Origin of the sequence: Planctomicrobium aquicomposti (assembly GCF_051466325.1) — a bacterium.
In the GTDB taxonomy this organism is placed as follows: domain Bacteria; phylum Planctomycetota; class Planctomycetia; order Planctomycetales; family Planctomycetaceae; genus Planctomicrobium.
Genome location: NZ_CP195792.1, coordinates 5,120,380 through 5,139,639, shown reverse-complemented (window position 1 = coordinate 5,139,639; position 19,260 = coordinate 5,120,380). Strand labels below are relative to the sequence as shown.

Here is a 19,260-nt window from a genome sequence, read left to right as displayed (position 1 = left end):
GTTCGTGCTGACGTCGGGAAACTGAAGAGCAAGCTTGTCTACCGGGCGGAGCTCGCCTCGCAATCCCGGAGCAACCTCGCCACCAGAGAGGTCCAGCCGGTCTGGTGACTCGCGCCACAGCCACGCCCGTTGTCGCCGTGGAAGTATTCGTAAAACAGAACCAGATCCCGCCAGTGGGGGTCGTTGGCGTAGCGCTGGTCCTCGCCGTGGCAGGGACGCCGCCCCTGCTCATCGGGGAGAAACAGTGATTTGAGCCGACGGGAAATCTCGCGGGCGACCTCCTGCAGGTTCAGCCAGGTTCCCGAGCCGACCGGGCATTCGACCTTTAGGGTGTCACCGTAAAAGTGGTGATAGCGCTCGAGGGCTTCGATCAGGAGATAGTTGACCGGAAACCAGATCGGTCCCCGCCAGTTGGAGTTGCCGCCAAAGAGGGGCGTGTTCGACTCACCGGGAACGTACTGGACGCACTGCTCCTCACCCCCCATCTTCAGCACGTACGGTTGCTGTTCGTGCACCTTGGAGAGCGCGCGAATGCCGTACTGCGAGAGGAATTCATTTTCATCGAGCAGATAACGGAGCATCCGCTCGAGCCGCTCACGGGAGGGGATCGCCAGCAGCCGCCGCGCGTAAGCGGGATGATCCGGCGCATTCCCATCGAGATCGCAATACGAGATATGCCGGGCCAGGTCGCTACGATGCTGGAGGAACCAGTCCATCCGCTTCTTGAAGCCGGGGAGCTTGTCGATGATCCGCTGGTCGAGAATTTCCACCGCGAAGAGAGGAATGATGCCCACCATCGATCGGATGCGCAGCGGAATCGTCGTGTCGTTGACGTTCAGCATGTCGTAATACTGCCCGTCTTCATCGTTCCACAGGCCGGTTCCGCCGAGGCTGTTCATGGCATCGACGATCGCGACAAAATGTTCGAAGAACTTGGAGGCGATGTCTTCGTAGGTGTCATCGACCGAGGCAATCTCCAGTGCCATCGACAGCATGGTGGAGCAGAAGAAGGCCATCCACGCGGTGGCATCCGCCTGCTCGAGCGAGCCTCCGTTGGGGAGCGGCTTCGAGCGGTCAAACACTCCAATATTGTCGAGGCCTAGAAAGCCGCCCGAGAAGAGATTACGCCCCTGCGGATCTTTGCGATTGACCCACCAGGTGAAGTTGATCAGCAACTTCTGGAAGGCCCGTTTCAGGAAGTTGTAGTCGCGGCGGCCCTTGTCGCCGGTGATTTTGAAGACCCGCCAGCAGGCCCAGGCATGCACCGGCGGATTGACATCGCCAAACGCAAACTCGTAGGCCGGGAGCTGCCCGTTGGGATGCATGTACCATTCACGCAGGAAGAGGAGCAGCTGCTGTTTGGCAAACTCTCCATCAATCTCCGCGAACGGCAGCATGTGAAAAGCGAGATCCCAGGCGGCGTACCAGGGGTACTCCCATTTGTCCGGCATGGAAACCACATCGCGATTGAACAGGTGCAACCATTCCGTGTTGCGGGCGAAGCGATGACCTGCGGGGGGAGCGGGCTGGTGGGGATCTCCCTGCAGCCAGTCCTTGATCACATAGTGATAGAACTGCTTGGACCACAGCAGCCCGGCGTACGCCTGCCGGGCGATGAGACGTTCTGCCGGCGTCTGCGCGGCCGGGAGGGCGGCCTCATAAAAGTCGTCTGTTTCGCGGATGCGTTGTGCAAAGGTCTTGCTGAACTCAGGCCCGAAGGGTGCGGCCGGAACTTCACGTTCCGGAACGAGCCGCAGCTGGACGGTTTGCTCACCTCCCGCGGGAATCTCCAGCCGGTACTGCGCAGCGCACTTGGTTCCATAACGACCTGCTTCGACCGCCGAGGTCTGGCCGTGAATCACGTAGTCGTGAAAACTGTCTTTGACCTGCGGGCTGGAGTTGGCGGTCTGGAAGATGCGCTGGTAGTTGGTTTCATTCTGGGTGAAGAGGAAATCGGGCGTGTTACCCGCCGGATCCGCACCCGCAAAGAACCGGAATTTTCCGAGTGTGACATGCTCGCAGCCGACTTCTCCCGGGCCACGTTGCTGCATGTGCGGCTTGGGATCACAGCCATCGTGCTCGCAGCCCCAGCTCCATGAATTGCGGAACCATAACGTGGGGAGCAGTTGCAGTGTGGCGGTCTCCGGACCTCGATTGACCACCGTCAGCCGGATCAGAATGTCGTCCGGCGAAGCTTTCGCATATTCGACGAACACATCAAAATAGCGATTGTCGTTGAAGATGCCGGTGTCGATCAGTTCGAACTCGGGCTGGTTGCGATCGCGGCGGGCGTTTTCTTCCACCAGCCAGCGGTAGGGAAATTCATTCTGCGGATATTTGTAGAGGGCCTTGAAGTACGAGTGGGTCGGGGACGAGTCGAGGTAGTAGTAACACTCTTTGACATCTTCGCCGTGATTCCCTTCGGGGCCCCCCAGTCCGAACAGTCGTTCTTTCAGAATCGGATCGTGACCATTCCAGAGGGTGACCGCGAAGCAGAGGCGGCACTCGCGGTCGCAGAAACCGAGAAGCCCATCTTCCCCCCAGCGATAGGCGCGGCTGCGCGCATGATCATGCGGCAGGTAGGACCAGCACTCTCCGGTCGCGGAATAGTCTTCGCGCACTGTCCCCCATTGACGCTCCGCGAGGTAGGGACCCCAGCGCTTCCAGTTTTCGGCGCGGTCGCGGTCTGCCAGCAGTCGCAGATCTTCTGCCGTCCGGACCTGCTCACCGGTACGGATTCCCTGCTGGTCCTGCTGCGGGGCATCGTTCCCTGCGGTCCGTCTGATCATCTGTGACTCCAGTCGATTCTCATCATGTGCGGGCGGGAGTGGGGTCGCTGAGTCCTGCTTCAGTCAGTTCGCTGTCGGCGTTGGGGCAGGCTCGTCGAGCAGTTTGAGGACGCGCAGCAGCTCTCCGACTGACCACGCCTGAAACGGGCAGCCGCGCAGCCGTTGCCGGGGCCCTTCGGGAAATGCTGTCGGTTCACCATCGGCGATCTCGCAGACGTGTCCCAGTCCGAACTGTGTCGTTGTCTCCAGCAGTGGCTGCAGGAAGCGTTGTCGCGCGGTGGCGCGAGCGTGGGGATCCTCTTGGTGAACCCGCAGCCAGGCCTCGACGAAGGGGCCGATCAGCCAGGGCCAAACGGTTCCCTGATGATAAGCCTCATCGCGCTCCCGGACGCCCCCGGTGTAATGCGGGTGATAGGCGGGGGAGTCCGGATCGAGAGTCCGCGGTCCGCAGGGGGTCAGCAACTTCTGTTCGACAATGTCGACGACCTGTCGCGCCTGCTGATCGTCGAGGAGTCCATACGGGAGCCCGCCGACCGCGAGTATCTGGTTCGGTCGAATCGACGCATCGACCGCCCCGGGACGATGATCGCTGTCGATGACGTCGAACAGGCACTGCTGCGCGGGATTCCAGAAGCGGACGCGAAAGGAGGTCGATGCCAGCTGAAACGGGCGTTTCCACCGGTCGTTGGACTGAGCCCCGATGCGCAGGGCATTGATCCACAACGCCTGAATTTCGACCGGCTTGCCAATGCGCGGCGTGACCACCCAGTCACCGACTTTGGCGTCCATCCATGTCAGCTGAACACCGGGCTCTCCCGCCTTCAGCAGCCCATCGTGATCCGCACCGATCTGGTAACGGGTCCCGTGTGAATAGCCCTCCAGAATGGCGTCCACCGCTGCGAGCAGTTGCTCCCTTTCTGTGGGTGAACAGTCAGTCCCCGCAGCCAACAGGAAGTCGTTCACCGCGATGATGAACCAGAGTGCGGCATCGACCGAATTGTATTCGGGCTCGGTTCCCTGATCCGGGAAGCGGTTGGGAAGCATTCCGCCGGAAACCTGTGTCGACCACTCGCGGAGAATCTGACCGGCAGCCTGGACTCGTCCCGTTGCCAGACAGAGCCCGCGCAAGGAGAGGAACGTGTCGCGTCCCCAGTCGAGAAACCACGGATAGCCCGCCACAATGGTCAGCCCCTCACCCCGTTTCACCAGATACTGGTCCGCTGCAAAATGGAGTGGAGACTTGAAAGCGGCCCGCCGCGAGCGCTCGGCGGTTTCCAGTTCGCGAATGACTTCATCGAGTCGCTCCCCGGGTGAAACGCTGAAACTGTCGGGGCCTTCCGCCGTCAGCAGGCAGAGTGCCGGTCCGCGCTGCAGGTCGAACCGGAACGATCCGGGGGAAGCGAGGTCTTCCACGAAATCGAGTCCCCGTTCCGCCTCCAGTGCATAACAAAACTGCCGGTACCAGAGGGGCTCCTGCTGATAGCTGCCGTTGGTCTCGATCAACGCACCCGGGACATCCGGATAGGGACGAAACAGCAAGGCATTGTTGAGTCGCTGCGGCTCGAACGAGAACAGGGAGTTCTCGCGATGAAGAGCATGATAGTCGCGGCCGGAATGCAGAAAGCGGACGTTCAGGCTGGCGCTGTCGACCACCTCTTCGACCAGGCTCCAGCGCAGGACCAGCGCCGATCGACCGTGCGGGATGAACAGCTCGCACCGGATGACGGCTCCGTTCGGCAGATCGTAGACCCACGTCGGCCAGGGAGTCGACGTAAAAGAGACGAGGTGCCGGTCGCCGTGCGGGTGAATGACATCCGGCACATAGTGCTGTGACGAGATGGCACAGGTCCCGGCTGCGGTGGTGACACTCGCCTCGAAGCCATTGATCAGGACCAGGCGGTCGGCGGGCGGGTGCCGGGCGGTCAGCAGCAGGGCATGATAGCGACGCGAACGGCGGCCGCTGACGGTGCCGGATGCGAAGCCGCCGAGACCATCGGTTTCCAGCCATTCCTGTTCATCGCGAGTCATGCGGTCGGCTCAAGAGATGGCAGGGCGTGATCGGCTGTTCGGGGCCGGAAGGAGATCTGTCGGCAGAGGGCGTCGAACACCACTCCTTCCGCGGGGTACGGACTGTCGACCAGTTGACGTAATGTCAGGGGGACATCGTCCAGACGATACGCCGTCCCCGCAGCAAACAGTCCGTTCACCGCCGTCGTGATGCGAATGGTCGGCGTGAAAGGAAGAGGCTCATCCGGATTGCTGAGGACCAGTGTGGGAATCCGGTCGAGTTGATCGAGCGCTTCAGCTGGAAATCTTGTCAGCGATTCCGTGCCGATCAGCACACAGCAGTCGACTTCACCCCGGGCGAGCATCTTCGGGCCCGAAAACTCGTCCGGTGCATAACGGGGATAGCCCGCACCCAAGTTGATAGCGAATGGGAATCCGGTCTGCCAGGTCAGCACCTGATCGGCTGTGTGTCGTCCCCCACCCAGGCTTCGCAGGCAGCAGCGGGTGACAGCATTCAGCTCCATCACCAGCCGCGAGAGTCCCTCGATCGTCAGTTGTTCCGCAGGGGAGTTGATCTGGTTCAGTCCATGAAAAACGACGCCGTAGCGGCAGTTCTGAAGTCGTTCCAGCAGTCCAGAAAGTTGTGCAGACTCAAGCCCGCAAGAGTCGGGCAGGGGGGCCTGCGGGTCGCGGAGCAATTGTCGCAATGCCCAGACGACATCGAGCTCGCGGCCCGGTTGAGTCCGCAGGACAAGATCAGCGCGGGAGTCGGTGGCCGTCTCCTCGGCATTGATCACGATCACGAAGCGGTCGGTACGGCCTCCCGGCAGAAACTCCCCCGGAGGCGTGTCGATAAACCGTTCAAAAAAGCGGGGATGGCTCGCCACCGGATCGGCATTCCAGAACAGAATCAGATCGGCCCGCTGTCGGACTTCACCCAGAGTGCAGGTCGATTCCCCCACCTGCTGAAAGGCGAGCACTCCCCGCCCGTGCCCGACAGAAGCGGTGGTGTCGATCGTCCCTCGCAGCCTCTCGGCCAGCTCCAGAGCGTTCCGCGTGTCGCCGACGGTCGAGCGGCCGAAGCCATAGAGCAACGGGGAATGGCTTTGCTGCAACAGCGGCACAGCGGTGGAAATTGCGGTCGAGAGATCGCATTCCACACCGTCGACAGCCGCCAGTGGAGCGCGCGATTGGCTGATTTTCTTCACCCAGCTGCCGAACGTGCTGCAGGCGTTGCGAACCGGCAACACGTCATGCCCCTCGACCCGTACGACCAGATCGTCGCAGAGGCAGCTGCAGGCGGGACAAGGGACATGGGAAAACTCGGTCATGACCGATTTCTGGTTGAGCAACGTGCGAAGCGGACGAAACGGGTGCTGCCGGACAGGGATGATATGATAACAGATGGATTTGAAACCGGCAGAATCCGACCCCTCGGCCGAATTCCACAAAAATCAACTCCCGGGAAAAACGGTCACTTGGCAAACCGGATCCTGCCAGACAAAAATTGAGGGCGCTTCAAGTGAGCTGCAGTAGCCCGCCGAATTGGTCGTCGCATGCCCAAAATCTGCTTTGTTTCCGACCTGCATCTGTTCGCGAAACGTTCCACAGCGTCACGGCATCTCGACCGGATGATCGAAGTCGCCCGCGATTGCGACCAGTTCATCCTCGGAGGGGATATCTTTGACTTTCGCTGGTCGACACTCGGGAGCGACGAAGCGACCGCGCGGGCGGCCAGTCTCTGGCTGCGGGAATTCGTCGACAGAACGGGGAATTGTTCGGTTCACTTTCTCTGCGGAAACCACGATGACCACCCGCTGATGCACGCAGCGCTCCCGCAGTTGCAAGGAGAACTGACGAACTTTACCTGGAGCCGTTTCTATCATCGGCTGGGGAACACCCTCTTTCTGCACGGCGATGTGGCCGATCGCACCACGACAGCAGCCATTCTTGAACGGCAGCGGGACAGCTTTCGTCATACGACCCGTTCTCCGCTGCAACACACGCTATACGATCTGGTGATACGCGCTCAGCTGCATCGGATTGCTCCCACGGCGGTCTATCCCCGCAAGCGGGTGGCCCGGCGGATTCTGTCTTACATGGAGCACATCGGTCATGGTCCGGAAACAGGTGTCGAGCATGTCTGCTTCGGACATACGCATCGCTCTGTGGATCACTATCATTTGCGAAATGTGACCTTTCACAATTGCGGCGCACCGATCGGATCGGGAAAATTCCGGATTGTGAAACGGGAGGTGATTCTGCCGGATGCGAATTCAAGTCCGTCCGGCGTGTGAGCAATATCGATCGCAGTGAACTGTCCGCTGGTCGCACAGGTCATCCATTCGAACGTGGATGACCTGCGGAAGGCAGGTCATATGCTGCAGGAGTTTTCTTCGTGTCCATGCGTCTGGTGATGATGGGAACGGGTGCGTTTGCCCTTCCCGCGTTTGAGCGGCTGTTGGCTTCGGGACGGAATGTTGTCGGGCTGGTGACGCAGCCTGATCGCACCGGCAAGGGGCATCATCAGCATGTGAATCCGCTGAAGGAGCGGGCTCGACAGGCCGGACTCGAGGTCTTTCAGCCGGAAAAGGCCAATGCACCGGAATCTCTGGAACGGCTGAAGGCGTTCAACGCCGATCTGTTTGTGGTGGCTGCTTATGGTCAGATCCTCTCGGCCAGCCTGCTGGCAATTCCCCGCCGGGGGGCGATCAACCTGCATGGCTCTCTGCTTCCCAAGTATCGCGGGGCGGCTCCCGTGCAGTACGCCGTCTGGAATGGAGAAACCGAATCGGGAGTCACGATCTTTCAGATTGAGCCGAAGCTCGATGCCGGTCCGATTCTGGGAGTCGTCCGAACGCCGATTGGTCCCAAAGAGACGAGCGGCGAACTGCATGACCGGCTGGCGGTGCTCGCGGCCGATCTGACGATCAGCGTTCTCGATCGCATGGAGCAGGGGACCGAGGAACGTCACTTTCAGGATGCCACTCTGGTGACGAAGGCCCCCAAGATTCCGAAGGAGGCGGGGCTCATCGACTGGTCACTCCCGGCGGAAAAGATCGGCTGGCATGTGCGGGCGATGCAACCCTGGCCGATGGCTTACACGTATCTCCATCTGCCGGCCCGGGCGCCGCAGCGAATGCTGATTCTCGATGTCGATCCGCTGGCTGAAACCGATCACGGACTGGCGCGGGGCTCGTATCGTCCGGGGGAGGCAATCCTCTCGAAAGAGGGGGACCTGCTCATCAAGACCGGCTGCGGCGCTGTCCGTGTGAGCCGTCTGCAGCCGGCGGGGAAGCGGGCCATGCAGACGTCGGAATTCCTGCGCGGGACCAACGTCAGCGGAGGAGAATTCGGCGCGGAAACGTTGCCTCCGCGCACGCTATAGAGCATTTTGACTTTTGATGACATTCTCCCGCTCACGCAGAAGTCAGCATTTTACCAGACGAAACGTTGGCTGCGCGGGGACAGGCCAGAGCAACCGGCGCTAGAATTCTCCCGTGACTTCGCCGCCGTCACGGCTTCCCAATGCCCGCCAGGTGTTCAGGTCGATGTTGCTGGAAATGGAACGGACCGAGCCATCTCCCATCTGCGTGTTGACGAGGCCCGGGTGGTAGCTGCGGGAAGTGATCGCGCCGTAAGAGGCTGACGCGGTGGCGGCATATGTGGCCACTTCCGTGCGGGAGATGTAGTCGACACTCTCCGCCCCGGAATATGGGACGACCGTGTTGGGGCCGAAGGTGGTGGTGAAGCTGTACTGCGGCGAACGCCCCTCGACCCATTCCGTGTGGGCACTCGTGCTGACGGTCAGTCCAGTCGGAATGCTGAGTGCGCCGACGTTCGCGGGGATGGTCGTCGATGCCGGGTCGGCATTCGGCCGGACATAGGGCTGGAACGCCTTAACCTCGGAGAACATGAGGGTGTTGCTGGTGCCGTCGGTGAAATCGCGGGTGGAATAGCGGCTGTTGTGTCCGAATGCTCCGTTTCCGACCGTCTGGTTGGAAGCATCAAAGATGAACCAGTTACCGACGTGAGCAGCATAGGTGAAGGACCAGTGGTTGCCGTTATCGGTCATCCGGTCCTGAGGATCGGTGGGGCAGATGTAGGGAGCGACCCGGACTTTGGAGACGCTCGTCTGGTCTCCGTACGGCTTGCTGAAATCGATGAGGTTGGCCAGGTTTCCCCCCTCCAGATAGGGGAGAAGGCGGGCCTGGGGGGAGAACGGTCCCCCGGCTTTGCCGCTGGCGCCGACCGGGTGGGGCCAGGTGCCGCCAGGAGGAAAGAGGGTGTAAACGTCGTGATAGTTGTGGAGCGCCAGCCCGATCTGCTTCAGATTGTTTTTGCATTGGCTGCGACGGGCTGCTTCGCGCGCCTGCTGGACGGCAGGCAGGAGGAGTGCGATCAGGACGGCGATGATCGCAATGACCACCAGGAGCTCGATGAGAGTAAATGCACGACGGCGGAGCGTTAAGGACATCGCCACTGACCTTCTGTGAAAGGGTGAATCCGGAGCAGGAGCAGGGTGCTTTCTTCCGTCCCCGTGACGTGCGATTTTCGCCTGATCGGCAGGGCAACATCGCGTGGCGGGAACGGGTCGATCAACAACAGGTGCATTTGGCCCGTCAGTGAAGAAAATCGTCAGCCGCAGCCCAGACATTGTTGACACTGAGTCTCAATGTCGGATAACCTACCCAACGCGGAGATTTCCGCAACGACCCATCGTCCCCTTTGTAATGTGACCGTAATCTTTAGCCTGGAATCGGCCCATGACTGGGATCCCGACGCCTTCCCAACCCGCAGCCGACCAGCCTCGTCCCGCTGGCACAGATTCGCCACAACTCGATTCGGCAGAACTCTTTCGGAATCGAAAAGAAGTCACCATTCGCCACGGTGAGGACCTTTACCGCCTCCGTCTCACCAAGAACGGCAAGCTGATCCTGCATAAGTGATCTCTCCCGGGGCTCCCGCGACGCACCCCGTTCTCTCCTGACGGGAGGCGAGAAACCGGCAACTCTTCCGAATCTGCGCAGCAGTGACAGCCGATGCTGGTTGAACCGGCCGTCGTACGCCATGATGCAGAAGACGGATCCTCTTTCTGATTCAAGGCGGCCTGTCTGGCACCCCGACTCATGCGCATTGCTCTCGCTCAACTGAATCCCGTGGTCGGTGATCTCGAAGGGAATTGTCGACAGATCGCCGCTGCGGCCGACGCGGCCCGACTGGCGGGGGCTCAACTCCTCGTGACGTCAGAACTCGCAGTCAGCGGCTATCCCCCGAAAGATCTGTTGCGGCGACAAGGGTTCGTGGCAGCCTGTGATGCGGCCGTCGATCAGCTGGCCCGGCACTCGACCTCCGAATTCGGCATCCTCGTGGGACACCCCACACACCGCGGCTGTCCCGGGGGAAGTCTTGCCAACTCCGCCAGCCTGCTGTTCGAGGGACGGGTGGCCGCCAACCGTCACAAACTGCTGCTTCCCAACTACGATGTCTTTGATGAGAAGCGTTACTTCCTTCCGGCTGCGCAGATCGAACCGGTTTCGTTCCTCGGATTGAAGCTGGGGGTGCACATCTGCGAAGACGCGTGGTGGGGAACCGATGAGACCTTCTATCATCTCCCCGCGGCGTCGCAGAAAGATCCGGTGGCGACACTGGCAGAACAGGGAGTCGACCTGTTCATCAACCTGTCGGCCAGTCCCTACGAATACGGCAAGGTCGCACGGCGGTTCAAACTCTTTCAGGACCACATTGCCCGGCACCGTCGACCGTTTCTGTTCGTCAATCAGGTCGGCGGCAACGATGATCTGGTCTTCGATGGACACAGCTTCGCCCTGAATGCAGCGGGAGAACCGGTCCTGCTGCTGTCCGGTTTTGCGGCGGACTTCCAGATTCTGGAAACCAATCCGCTTCCGGACGCGGTGGTTCCTCCTCCGCTGCGACGTGAAGAAGAGTTGCTGAGCGCGCTGACACTCGGACTTGGCGACTACATGGCGAAGTGCGGCTTCACGGACTGTGTCCTCGGCCTGTCAGGGGGGATCGACAGTGCTCTCGCCGCCTGTATCGCCGCCCGGGCGGTCGGTCCTGAACGGGTGCACGGACTGTTGATGCCGAGCCGCTACAGCAGCGATCACAGTCTCAGCGATGCCGAACTCCTCGCGCGCAATCTCGGCATGGACTGGAAAACGATTCCGATTGATTCCGTTCATCGGGCTTACGAACAACTGCCGACCATCGAAGGAGATCTCGCCTCGGAGCCGGGAGGGCTGGCTGATCAGAACCTGCAGGCCCGCATCCGGGGGGCCTGCGTGATGACCCGCAGCAACCGCTACGGCTGGCTGGCACTCGCGACCGGAAACAAAAGTGAACTGGCCGTCGGCTACTGCACGCTCTACGGAGACATGTGTGGCGGCTTTGCGGTCCTGTCGGACCTTTACAAGCGGGATGTCTACGCGCTGTCCCGCTACATCAACGAGATAGAGAGTCGGGAAGTCATTCCCGTGAATGTGATCGACAAAGCCCCCAGTGCCGAGCTGGCTCCCAACCAGTTCGATCAGGATACGCTCCCTCCTTATCCGGTTCTGGATGCCATCCTGCAGGGCCTGATCGACGAAGAACTCTCCCCCGCCGAGCTGGCGCGGCAGTTTCCCCGCGAGACCGTTCAATGGGTGGTCCGTCGACTCGACCGGAATGAATTCAAGCGTCGACAGATGCCCCCCGGGATCAAACTCTCCCAGCGGGCATTCGGATCGGGACGCAGAATGCCGATGGCGGCCCGGGGCTTCGAGGGACTGAATGAACCAGCCGGCTGAACCGACTCCGTTCACACTCCGCCTGCCAGTATCCGGGAAGCGGAATCTGGCTCAGGCGGCGGCGCACTGGCTGGTTTCCCTGAGCATCAGTGCTTTGGCGCTCATCGCCCTCTTCATCGGTCTGGCACGAGTCCATCCGGCGTTCGACCTTTTTACGCACTTTCGTGTCCAGTATCTGACCGCCGCCAGCCTGTGGCTGATGGTCGCACTCGCCAGCCGGCACTGGTTGTGGGCTGCTGTGGCAGCCGGGATTGTTGTGATGCACGGCAGCAATCTCGCTCCTCTGTGGTGGCCTCAACACTCCCCGTTACTCGACACGACACGCATTCGCGCAGCCACGATCAATCTGTATCTCGGCAATCAAGATGCCGACGCGGTGCTGAAATACGTGCGGGAGACAGATCCCGATTTCGTCGTCTTCAACGAATTCACGCCGCGCTGGCAGCAGCGGCTGTCGAGCCTGCAGCAGGTGTATCCGCATTCCCTGAGCGAGCCGGGCGACGGCGCTTTCGGGATCGCCCTGTTCAGCCGCTTTCCTCTCACCGACGAGCAGCTCCTGCTCTCGCCTGCACTGGGAATTCCCACACTCGTTGCGACGCTCAATGCACAGGGACAGCCCTTTCAGGTGATCGCCACGCATCCCCCTCCTCCAAATCTGCTGGGGCGTTCGTATCGCAATCTGCAGCTGCAGCAGCTCGCGGAACTGGCCCGTGATCGGAAGCTCCCCCTCGTGCTGCTGGGAGACCTCAACGTCACTTCCGGTTCCCCCTATTTTCATGATCTCCTGAGAGACGGAAATCTGCAGGACAGCCGTACCGGCTTCGGCGTGCAATCGACCTGGCCGGAAGGTCGACCCTTGTTGCGGATTCCCATCGACCATGTCCTGGTCTCACCCGAAGTGGTCATCGTGAACCGTGAGGTGGGGCCGGACATTCGTTCGGATCACCGACCGGTGTCGGTCGTTTTTCAGATTCCGAAGCCATCGCAGGACAAAGGCCCGCTCGCGCCTCACTCTGCGTCTCCGAAGCCGGAGAAGCAAAAAAGCGAAGCGGTTGCCCGCCCCACCGGTCCGTCATCATGACCTCTTTATTTCTTCAGGATCACTCCTGTGCAATTTGAACTGCTCGTCAGCAACGAACAGCGTGTCCTTCCCGGAGTGACCGGACTGGTCACGGAGGCGCTGCGACAACTTCCACTCGACAGTGCACTCTCCGCGCAGTTGCAGCAACTGATTCTCGACACGATCAGAAATGCGATCGACCACGCCTATCCTCCGGGAGAGTCCGGCAAGATCCGGCTGATCATTCAGGAGTCCGGAGGGAAGCTGGAGATCCGCATTCGAGATTTTGGCATTCCCGTCGATGTGGCATTGCTCGAACGTCAGTTGCACGATGGTCAGGGAGCGACCGGCACACTGGCACTTCCCTATCCGGGGCTGCTGAGTGCGGTTGATGAAATGCACTGGCTCAGCTTCGGCCGGGAAGGGAAGGCACTGCAGATCATCAAGTGGATGTCTGACGAACACATTGCCGGGACCCATCCGGACCTTCCCGCCTTCGATGAGAACGCGCCGCTCGCTCCTCCTCAGGATTACGACATCCGCCGGATGCGCCCCGAGGAAGCGGTGCAGGTGTCGCAGCTGATGTACCGGGCGTACGGAAACACGTACTTCAATGAGGATGTCTATTACCCGGAGCGGATCGCGGCCCTCAATGCGCAGGAGACCAATCTGTCGTTCGTGGCGGTGGGGCGGGTCGACGGCAAAGTGGCCGGACATTATGCGGTGGAGCGGAACCAGCCGGGACCGGTGGCGGAAGGGGGACAGGCGGTGGTCGACCCCGCCCATCGGGGACGGGGGTTGCTGGAAAAGATGAAGCAGGCTGCGCTGGCGGCCATCGAAGAACTGCATCTGAGCGGCTGGTACGCTGATGCGGTTTCGGTTCACACCGTGACTCAGAAGTCCGATGTGGCGCACGGCGCCCATGTCATGGCGGCCGATCTGGCAATTGCCCCTCGTACCGAATCCTTTCGCAACATCTCGACGGAACAACCGCAGCGGGTCACCTGTCTGCTCTACTTTCACTGGTTGACGGCACCACTCCCCCGCCGCATCAGTGTTCCCGACCGTCATCAGCAGATCGTCCGTGAGCTCTACACGACAGGCGGCTGTGCTGTGGAATTTCTGGAGCCCCAGACCCCGACCGGAGCGGGGACATTGACGATTCAGATGGATGTCGGCGGCGGCAAAGCCTTCGTCCGCGCGGACCAACCCGGAACCGAGACCGCTCGCATGATCGCCCACTCGCTCCGACAGCTGGTCGAGCATTCGCACATGGAAGCGGTCTATGCAGAACTGCCGCTCAACGATCCCGCGACGGCGGTCGTCGCGGAGCAGCTGGAGCAGTACGGCTTCGGTTTCATTGGTGTCGCCCCGCACTTTTCGGATTCCGGTGACGTGTTGCGACTTGCCTATCTAATTGAGCCGCTGGAGCGCGCACCGATCAAAACGTATGAGCCCCTCGCCGGAAAACTGGTCGACTACGCTCTCGCGGAACAGCGCCGCGTCCGTGAGGGACTGTAGAGCCCACGGGAGACAACCGCTTCCTGTTCAATCGAGCTGGAACACCAGCGAGGTCGTCGGTCCGGTGATTTCGATCTGCCGATCGAGGCTGCTTTCACGGAACACCGCCGGAATGGTTTTGTAGACATCGTTCCCTTTCGACGAACTCAGCGGAGCAACGAACCAGGCATATTTTCCGGGAATCACCTTTCCCTGAAACGCACCATTCACCACTTTGAATCCGGACGGCATTCCCTGTCCGGTGGGCTGCAGGGCGATACTGATTTCGGAAAGCGGTTTGCCGCCAGCGGTCGCGGTTCCGCTCACATCGACTGGCGGAGCGTTCTGCGGGACCGAAACTCCCGCGCTGCATCCCATCGCCAGGAGCATGAACAACAGAGGACTTCTCAACATGGACATTCCTTGTGCGCGGCGAGGAATCATCAGCGCTGCGAAGAGGAGGGCCGACGATTCCTCCGGGCCGATGTGACTTCGAAGATTTCGATGAAACAGATGACGCGACAGGGTGATCCGTTCCCGTCTGTCGGTGGGATCAACCCTGTCGGCGATCGCAGAATTTTGCGTTTCGTTTCTGAGAGCAAGGTAACGTAAGATTGCCGCGTTCTCGCCATGCGGATGTCAGCATTTTACCAGACGAAACGCTGGCTGCGCGGGGACTGGAAAGAGCAACCTGTTCTAGAATTCGCCAAGCGGACGGTTATCAGCGGCGGCCGCGAGCCACTTCAGTGTCAGCGTATCCATGTTCTCGCTGAGAAACCGGACCGCTCCATCCCCCATGACCACATTGCAGCCGCCAGTGTGCCAGCTGAACGGCTCGTCGTTCGGACCACAGTTGTTGACCGACCAGCTGCATTCGGGCGGTCCGTTGAAGGGCGTATGGGAATTGTTGATCCGGGCCTTTTTGGAACCGGGCGCGATGGCATTGCTCGGACCGGAGAGCCCGTTTGTGCCGGCATCCGGATCAGCCCAGGCATACATCCGGCGGCCGCCGCTGGGTGTCACTGCGGTTCCGACACCGGAAGAATCCCACGCCGGGCCTTCAGAAGCGATGGGCGAAGGACGGGTCGACATGGAACCGATACCGGATTCGGGATGCGCGCGGCCTGCATCTTCGATGCAGAGTATCGTGTTCGACAGGCCGTCGGTGACATCGCGGAAGCCGCGGTTGACATCGCAGCCGAGCATTCCCTGCATCGTCACTTCCACGCGGCGGGCGCCGCTGGGGGCCCGGGTTCCGATCGCGCCGATTGTGGAACCCGACGTGGAGGGGGTTCCGTCTTCGATATCGGAAACGGCGATGAACATATAGTCCCACAGGCCGAAACCGTCGGGCGAGCGGAGTCCCGGGTCCATCGGAGTACTCGGGCAAATGAAGGAGGCGATGTGGGTCTGGGCCGCTTTCGTCGTGTTCGCATGGCTGGGATCGTTATAGACCCGCCCCTGCGATAAGGGATTCAGGTTCGTCGTGGTGTAGTTCGAGTCCCCTTTCATCTGATCGTAAGTGTACTGGTGGTCCATCAGATTAAAGGTTGTGGCCTGATCGATATAAGGGAGCAGCAGGGTGGGAGTGGACTGCGACATGTAAGTTGTGCTGGCGCCGCCCGTACTGTCACACTGACCCGAATGGGGCAGCTTCCGATAGGTGCTTTCGAAGTTATGCACCGCCAGCCCGATCTGCTTCAGATTGTTTTTGCACTGGCTGCGACGGGCTGCTTCGCGTGCCTGCTGCACTGCCGGCAACAGCAGCGCAATCAGCACGGCGATGATGGCGATCACCACGAGCAGTTCAATCAGCGTGAAGGCTGCCCGTTCCCCTCGCGAAAATGCGAAGGTCTGTTGTTGTTTTCGTCGTTTTTTCAAACACATCTTCATGGTTTTGCTTTCGGACAATGAACACTCATGAATCAGACACGAGACTGTTGAATTGCTGTGAAGACCTGCCTGTTGCAATTCGGATCGGCTGCCGAAACGAAAGTCTGCCCGCTGTCGTTACCCCGAGGTGAGTTTTTCCTCAGACGAAACGCATGCTGCGCGAGGATTGAAGAGAGCAATCTGCACGAATGAGTCGAAAAGAATCTGTCTCAACGTTGAGCAGTGAGACTAAGTCGGCTTGTTAAAGGATCGATGAAGTTGCCGCGAAATTCGGCCATCGAATGGTGTCGTGCTTGAGAGGAGAAGGCTGCATGTGTCGCATGCGAATCACCGCGACAGTTCCGTGACGAGAGTGACGTAAGGGCATTTGGGCTTTTGATAGCCCTGTTGTCCCCAATCGCATGTCAGCATCTCACAAGAAGAAACGCTTGTGCGGGTACTGGAAACCGCAACCTGCTGTGAGAGAGTCGCACGGGGAGAACGCATCAGGTAGCGACTTACTGTCGCTCGCGCAGAATTCCGACCTGCCGGTTCGCGCTGAAGTTCACGCGGAGCACCTGCAGTCGACTCGGGACTTCACCCGCCGGAGCAGCGGGGTCGACATCAATGGTCCACTGCGTGGCCGTGGCGCTGACATTGGCTGTGCGGATCCGACCAATATAAATCGGCTCGCCGTGAGGGGCGGCCAGAGGATCGGTGTAGACATAGTCGCCCGGTGCCACGGCTTCGGTTGCTCCCACTTCTTCCAGACGGCAACCACCACCGGTTCCGGCGAGCACCCCTCGGGGGCCCAGAACCGGCCCCAGCGGTGAGATGCGAATGATCCGCGCCGCCATCCGGAATTCGGCGTCGGTCACCGGCTGCACCAGAGTGGTCCATTTTCCGGATTTCATTGTTCGACCGAACAGCTGTTTGCCCGCGGTGACCAGCTGATCGCTCGTGAGGCCGAAGTCTGTTCCGCGATCCAGCAGCACCCCTTCCCCCTGCAGCACGAGTTCTTCGCCGAGCAGTCCTTCGCGCTTGCCCAGCGAGACCAGCATCCGCTGGTTGGACCGCAGCGCATCCCCCTGCACGCCGATCACCGCCGCATCAACCGCCACGACTTCGGTTAATGCGGATGACTGATCATCGGCGGGAGGCGTTGCCGGCCGGGCAGAACGCTGAACCTGCTGCTGCAGGTCGACGACCAGTGACTGCAACACGCGGTTTTCAGCTTGGAGTTGAGCGAATTCCTTCGCATCCGTGGACTGCGGTAGCTGCCAGCGCTGGCAGTATTCCCGCACGCGGGCGGTAGACCCTTCACAGACAGCCAGAGCGACTCCGGTCACCTCCCGAAAACCCGCCCGCAGATTGACGACGAGTGACGTTGGTCCCTGGCGCAGCACGATCGTCACCAGCAGCCAGCCGGTCCAGATCAGCAGAGATGTCCGGTACCGTGAGGAGGTCATTGTGCATTCAATGGACTGAAAAAGGGCAGGTGGCCATTTCCATTCTGGATGCCTGGCTGTGATCGCGGGGGATTGAACCGGAGCAGCGGCGACCTGCTCTAAAACCCGACTCCTTCTGTCTGAAAGTTCTTGCGCCAATGCTGGAGATGTTCGAGGCAGATGGCTGTTCCACGGGCGACTGTGGTGAGTGGTTCCGCGTCAATCCGTACTGGAATCCCAAGGTGTTCCCGCAGGAAGAAATCAATGTTTCTCAGCAGGGCTCCGCCGCCGGTGAGCACGAGCCCCGTATCCGCCAGATCGCCGATCAGTTCGGGATCACATTGTTCGATTGTCCCTTTCAGGCAGCTCACGATTTTCCACAGGCACTCGCCGAGCGCCTCGCGGATCTCTTCGCTCGTGAGGATTGCCTTCCGGGGAATGCCGCTGATGCTGTCGAGTCCCCGCACCTCGGCGGAGAGTTCGGTATCGAGCGGCGCAGCGCTCCCGATTTCAATCTTCAGGTGTTCGGCAGTCGGCTTGCCGATGCGGAGCGAATAGGCCCGACGGACATAGTCGACGATCGCTTCGTTCATGTCTTCGCCCGCCACGCGAACCGACTTCGTGGCGACCACTTCGCCCAGACTGAGTACAGCCGCTTCGGTGGTTCCGCCGCCGATATCGCAGACGAGACTGGCGAGAGGTTCACTGATCGGCAGTCCCGCACCGATGCTGGCCGCCTTGGCTTTGTCGATCAGAAAGATCTTTCCTGCTCCCGCGCGCTCCACACTGTTGTAGACCGCCCGCTTCTCCACCGTCGAAATTTCGGAAGGGACCGCGACAATCACCCGGGGTCGCATCCCACCCCCCTGACGGGAGGCCTTCGCGAAGAAATACCGCAGCATCGCTTCGCAGAGTTCGAAGTCGGTAATCACGCCATGACGGACCGGGCTGATCGCCACGATGGAATCGGGAGTGCGGCCGACCATCTGTCGGGCCAGTTTGCCGATTGCGGTTCCGCGACCCAGAATTCGCCGCGAGGACTTTTCGAGTGCCAGCACCGAGGGCTCATCCAGCACGACACCTTCCCCGCGGACGGCGATGAGTGTATTCACCGTCCCCAGGTCGATGCCCATGTCCGGGCAAAGCCAGTCTCGCAGCCGATTCAGCATTCCGTTGCCGTACTCTCAGTCCATTGAGGAATTGCAGCAGCGCGGGACTGTATCAGGGTTTGCGAAAAAGAGGCAAGATCAGCCGAACGGAGACGCTACCCGTTTCCGGGGCGTCGTAGTCGTTGGTAACTGTTTGTTGTGGAAAGGGTTACGATGCGGGGGCTGTGTTCTGCTGCAGGGTCAGCAGATCGTGGCGTGTCGTCCAGCCCAGATGGGACCAGAACTGGCACCCCTCCACGTTGGCCGCATAGACGAAGATGTTGCACTTGGTGAGACCCTGCCGATGCAGCCCGCTCAGGCAGGCCTCGACCAGCGATCGGGCGATCCCCTGCCGCTGGAATTCCCTGTCCACCGCGAGATGATGCAGAGAGCCTCGACGACCATCATGTCCGCAGAGGACAGCGCCGACGACCCGATCCCCGCAGCGGGCCACCCAGCTCAGCTCCGGGTTTCTCTGGAGATAGGCTGCGATCCCCTCGGGGGTGTCGCTCGGCCCGAGTCCCATTCCCGGTTGTTTCGACCAGAACTGGATGACCGCTGGCGCATCGGCTGCGGTCATTGATTCCAACATCACGGACATGGTCGAACCTCCAGCAGGTCTGTTCGAAC

General features: G+C 60.7%; 15 protein-coding genes. 6 read left to right on the top strand and 9 right to left on the bottom strand.

From position 1 onward, the window contains the following. Positions 1 to 38 precede the first annotated feature (38 nt). From SH664x_RS19810 to SH664x_RS19800, 3 genes are all read right to left on the bottom strand, one after another. Positions 39 to 2,789, bottom strand: a complete 2,751-nt coding sequence (locus tag SH664x_RS19810) for an MGH1-like glycoside hydrolase domain-containing protein (protein ID WP_437203817.1) — start codon at positions 2,787 to 2,789, stop codon at positions 39 to 41. 63 nt (positions 2,790 to 2,852) lie between these two features. After that, a complete protein-coding gene (locus tag SH664x_RS19805) occupies positions 2,853 to 4,817 on the bottom strand; it encodes an amylo-alpha-1,6-glucosidase (RefSeq protein ID WP_437203815.1) in 1,965 nt (654 codons plus the stop codon). Then, complete coding sequence (locus SH664x_RS19800; RefSeq protein WP_437203813.1) at positions 4,814 to 6,127, bottom strand: formylmethanofuran dehydrogenase subunit B; 1,314 nt, start codon at positions 6,125 to 6,127, stop codon at positions 4,814 to 4,816. The genes SH664x_RS19805 and SH664x_RS19800 overlap by 4 nt, the downstream gene beginning before the upstream one ends. A 225-nt stretch (positions 6,128 to 6,352) precedes the next feature. Here SH664x_RS19800 and SH664x_RS19795 point away from each other — a divergent pair, with 225 nt between their 5' ends. Both SH664x_RS19795 and fmt read left to right on the top strand, forming a co-directional pair. After that, positions 6,353 to 7,093: a metallophosphoesterase gene (locus tag SH664x_RS19795; RefSeq protein ID WP_437203812.1), complete on the top strand. Its 741-nt coding sequence runs from the start codon at positions 6,353 to 6,355 to the stop codon at positions 7,091 to 7,093. A gap of 107 nt (positions 7,094 to 7,200) precedes the next feature. Next, positions 7,201 to 8,184: a methionyl-tRNA formyltransferase gene (gene fmt / locus SH664x_RS19790; RefSeq protein ID WP_437207276.1), complete on the top strand. Its 984-nt coding sequence runs from the start codon at positions 7,201 to 7,203 to the stop codon at positions 8,182 to 8,184. Positions 8,185 to 8,283: 99 nt separating this feature from the next. Here fmt and SH664x_RS19785 read toward each other — a convergent pair whose 3' ends face one another. Further along, entirely contained in the window at positions 8,284 to 9,273 is a 990-nt protein-coding gene (locus tag SH664x_RS19785) for a DUF1559 family PulG-like putative transporter (RefSeq protein ID WP_437203810.1), read from the bottom strand. A gap of 289 nt (positions 9,274 to 9,562) precedes the next feature. Here SH664x_RS19785 and hemP point away from each other — a divergent pair, with 289 nt between their 5' ends. From hemP to SH664x_RS19765, 4 genes are all read left to right on the top strand, one after another. Further along, positions 9,563 to 9,745, top strand: coding sequence for a hemin uptake protein HemP (gene hemP / locus SH664x_RS19780; RefSeq protein ID WP_437203808.1), 183 nt, complete (start codon positions 9,563 to 9,565; stop codon positions 9,743 to 9,745). A gap of 180 nt (positions 9,746 to 9,925) precedes the next feature. Then, a complete protein-coding gene (locus SH664x_RS19775; RefSeq protein ID WP_437203807.1) occupies positions 9,926 to 11,602 on the top strand; it encodes an NAD+ synthase in 1,677 nt (558 codons plus the stop codon). Continuing rightward, positions 11,586 to 12,683 (top strand): endonuclease/exonuclease/phosphatase family protein, encoded by a 1,098-nt coding sequence (locus tag SH664x_RS19770; protein ID WP_437203805.1) that lies wholly within the window; start codon positions 11,586 to 11,588, stop codon positions 12,681 to 12,683. The genes SH664x_RS19775 and SH664x_RS19770 overlap by 17 nt, the downstream gene beginning before the upstream one ends. 27 nt (positions 12,684 to 12,710) lie before the next feature. Beyond that, positions 12,711 to 14,183 carry a GNAT family N-acetyltransferase gene (locus SH664x_RS19765; protein WP_437203803.1) on the top strand — a complete coding sequence of 491 codons (1,473 nt, stop codon included), beginning with the start codon at positions 12,711 to 12,713 and terminating at the stop codon, positions 14,181 to 14,183. Positions 14,184 to 14,210: 27 nt separating this feature from the next. On the opposite strand, the gene SH664x_RS19760 is transcribed toward SH664x_RS19765, so the two are convergent. From SH664x_RS19760 to SH664x_RS19740, 5 genes are all read right to left on the bottom strand, one after another. Then, on the bottom strand, positions 14,211 to 14,576 hold the full coding sequence (locus SH664x_RS19760; protein WP_437203802.1) for a hypothetical protein: 366 nt from the start codon (positions 14,574 to 14,576) through the stop codon (positions 14,211 to 14,213). Between the two features lie 282 nt (positions 14,577 to 14,858). Continuing rightward, positions 14,859 to 16,043 (bottom strand): DUF1559 family PulG-like putative transporter, encoded by a 1,185-nt coding sequence (locus tag SH664x_RS19755; RefSeq protein ID WP_437203800.1) that lies wholly within the window; start codon positions 16,041 to 16,043, stop codon positions 14,859 to 14,861. Between the two features lie 509 nt (positions 16,044 to 16,552). After that, positions 16,553 to 17,503, bottom strand: coding sequence for a rod shape-determining protein MreC (locus SH664x_RS19750; RefSeq protein WP_437203798.1), 951 nt, complete (start codon positions 17,501 to 17,503; stop codon positions 16,553 to 16,555). Between the two features lie 98 nt (positions 17,504 to 17,601). Then, complete coding sequence (locus tag SH664x_RS19745) at positions 17,602 to 18,651, bottom strand: rod shape-determining protein (protein ID WP_437203796.1); 1,050 nt, start codon at positions 18,649 to 18,651, stop codon at positions 17,602 to 17,604. Positions 18,652 to 18,799: 148 nt separating this feature from the next. Further along, positions 18,800 to 19,231, bottom strand: coding sequence for a GNAT family N-acetyltransferase (locus SH664x_RS19740; RefSeq protein ID WP_437203794.1), 432 nt, complete (start codon positions 19,229 to 19,231; stop codon positions 18,800 to 18,802). Between the last annotated feature and the right edge of the window lie 29 nt (positions 19,232 to 19,260).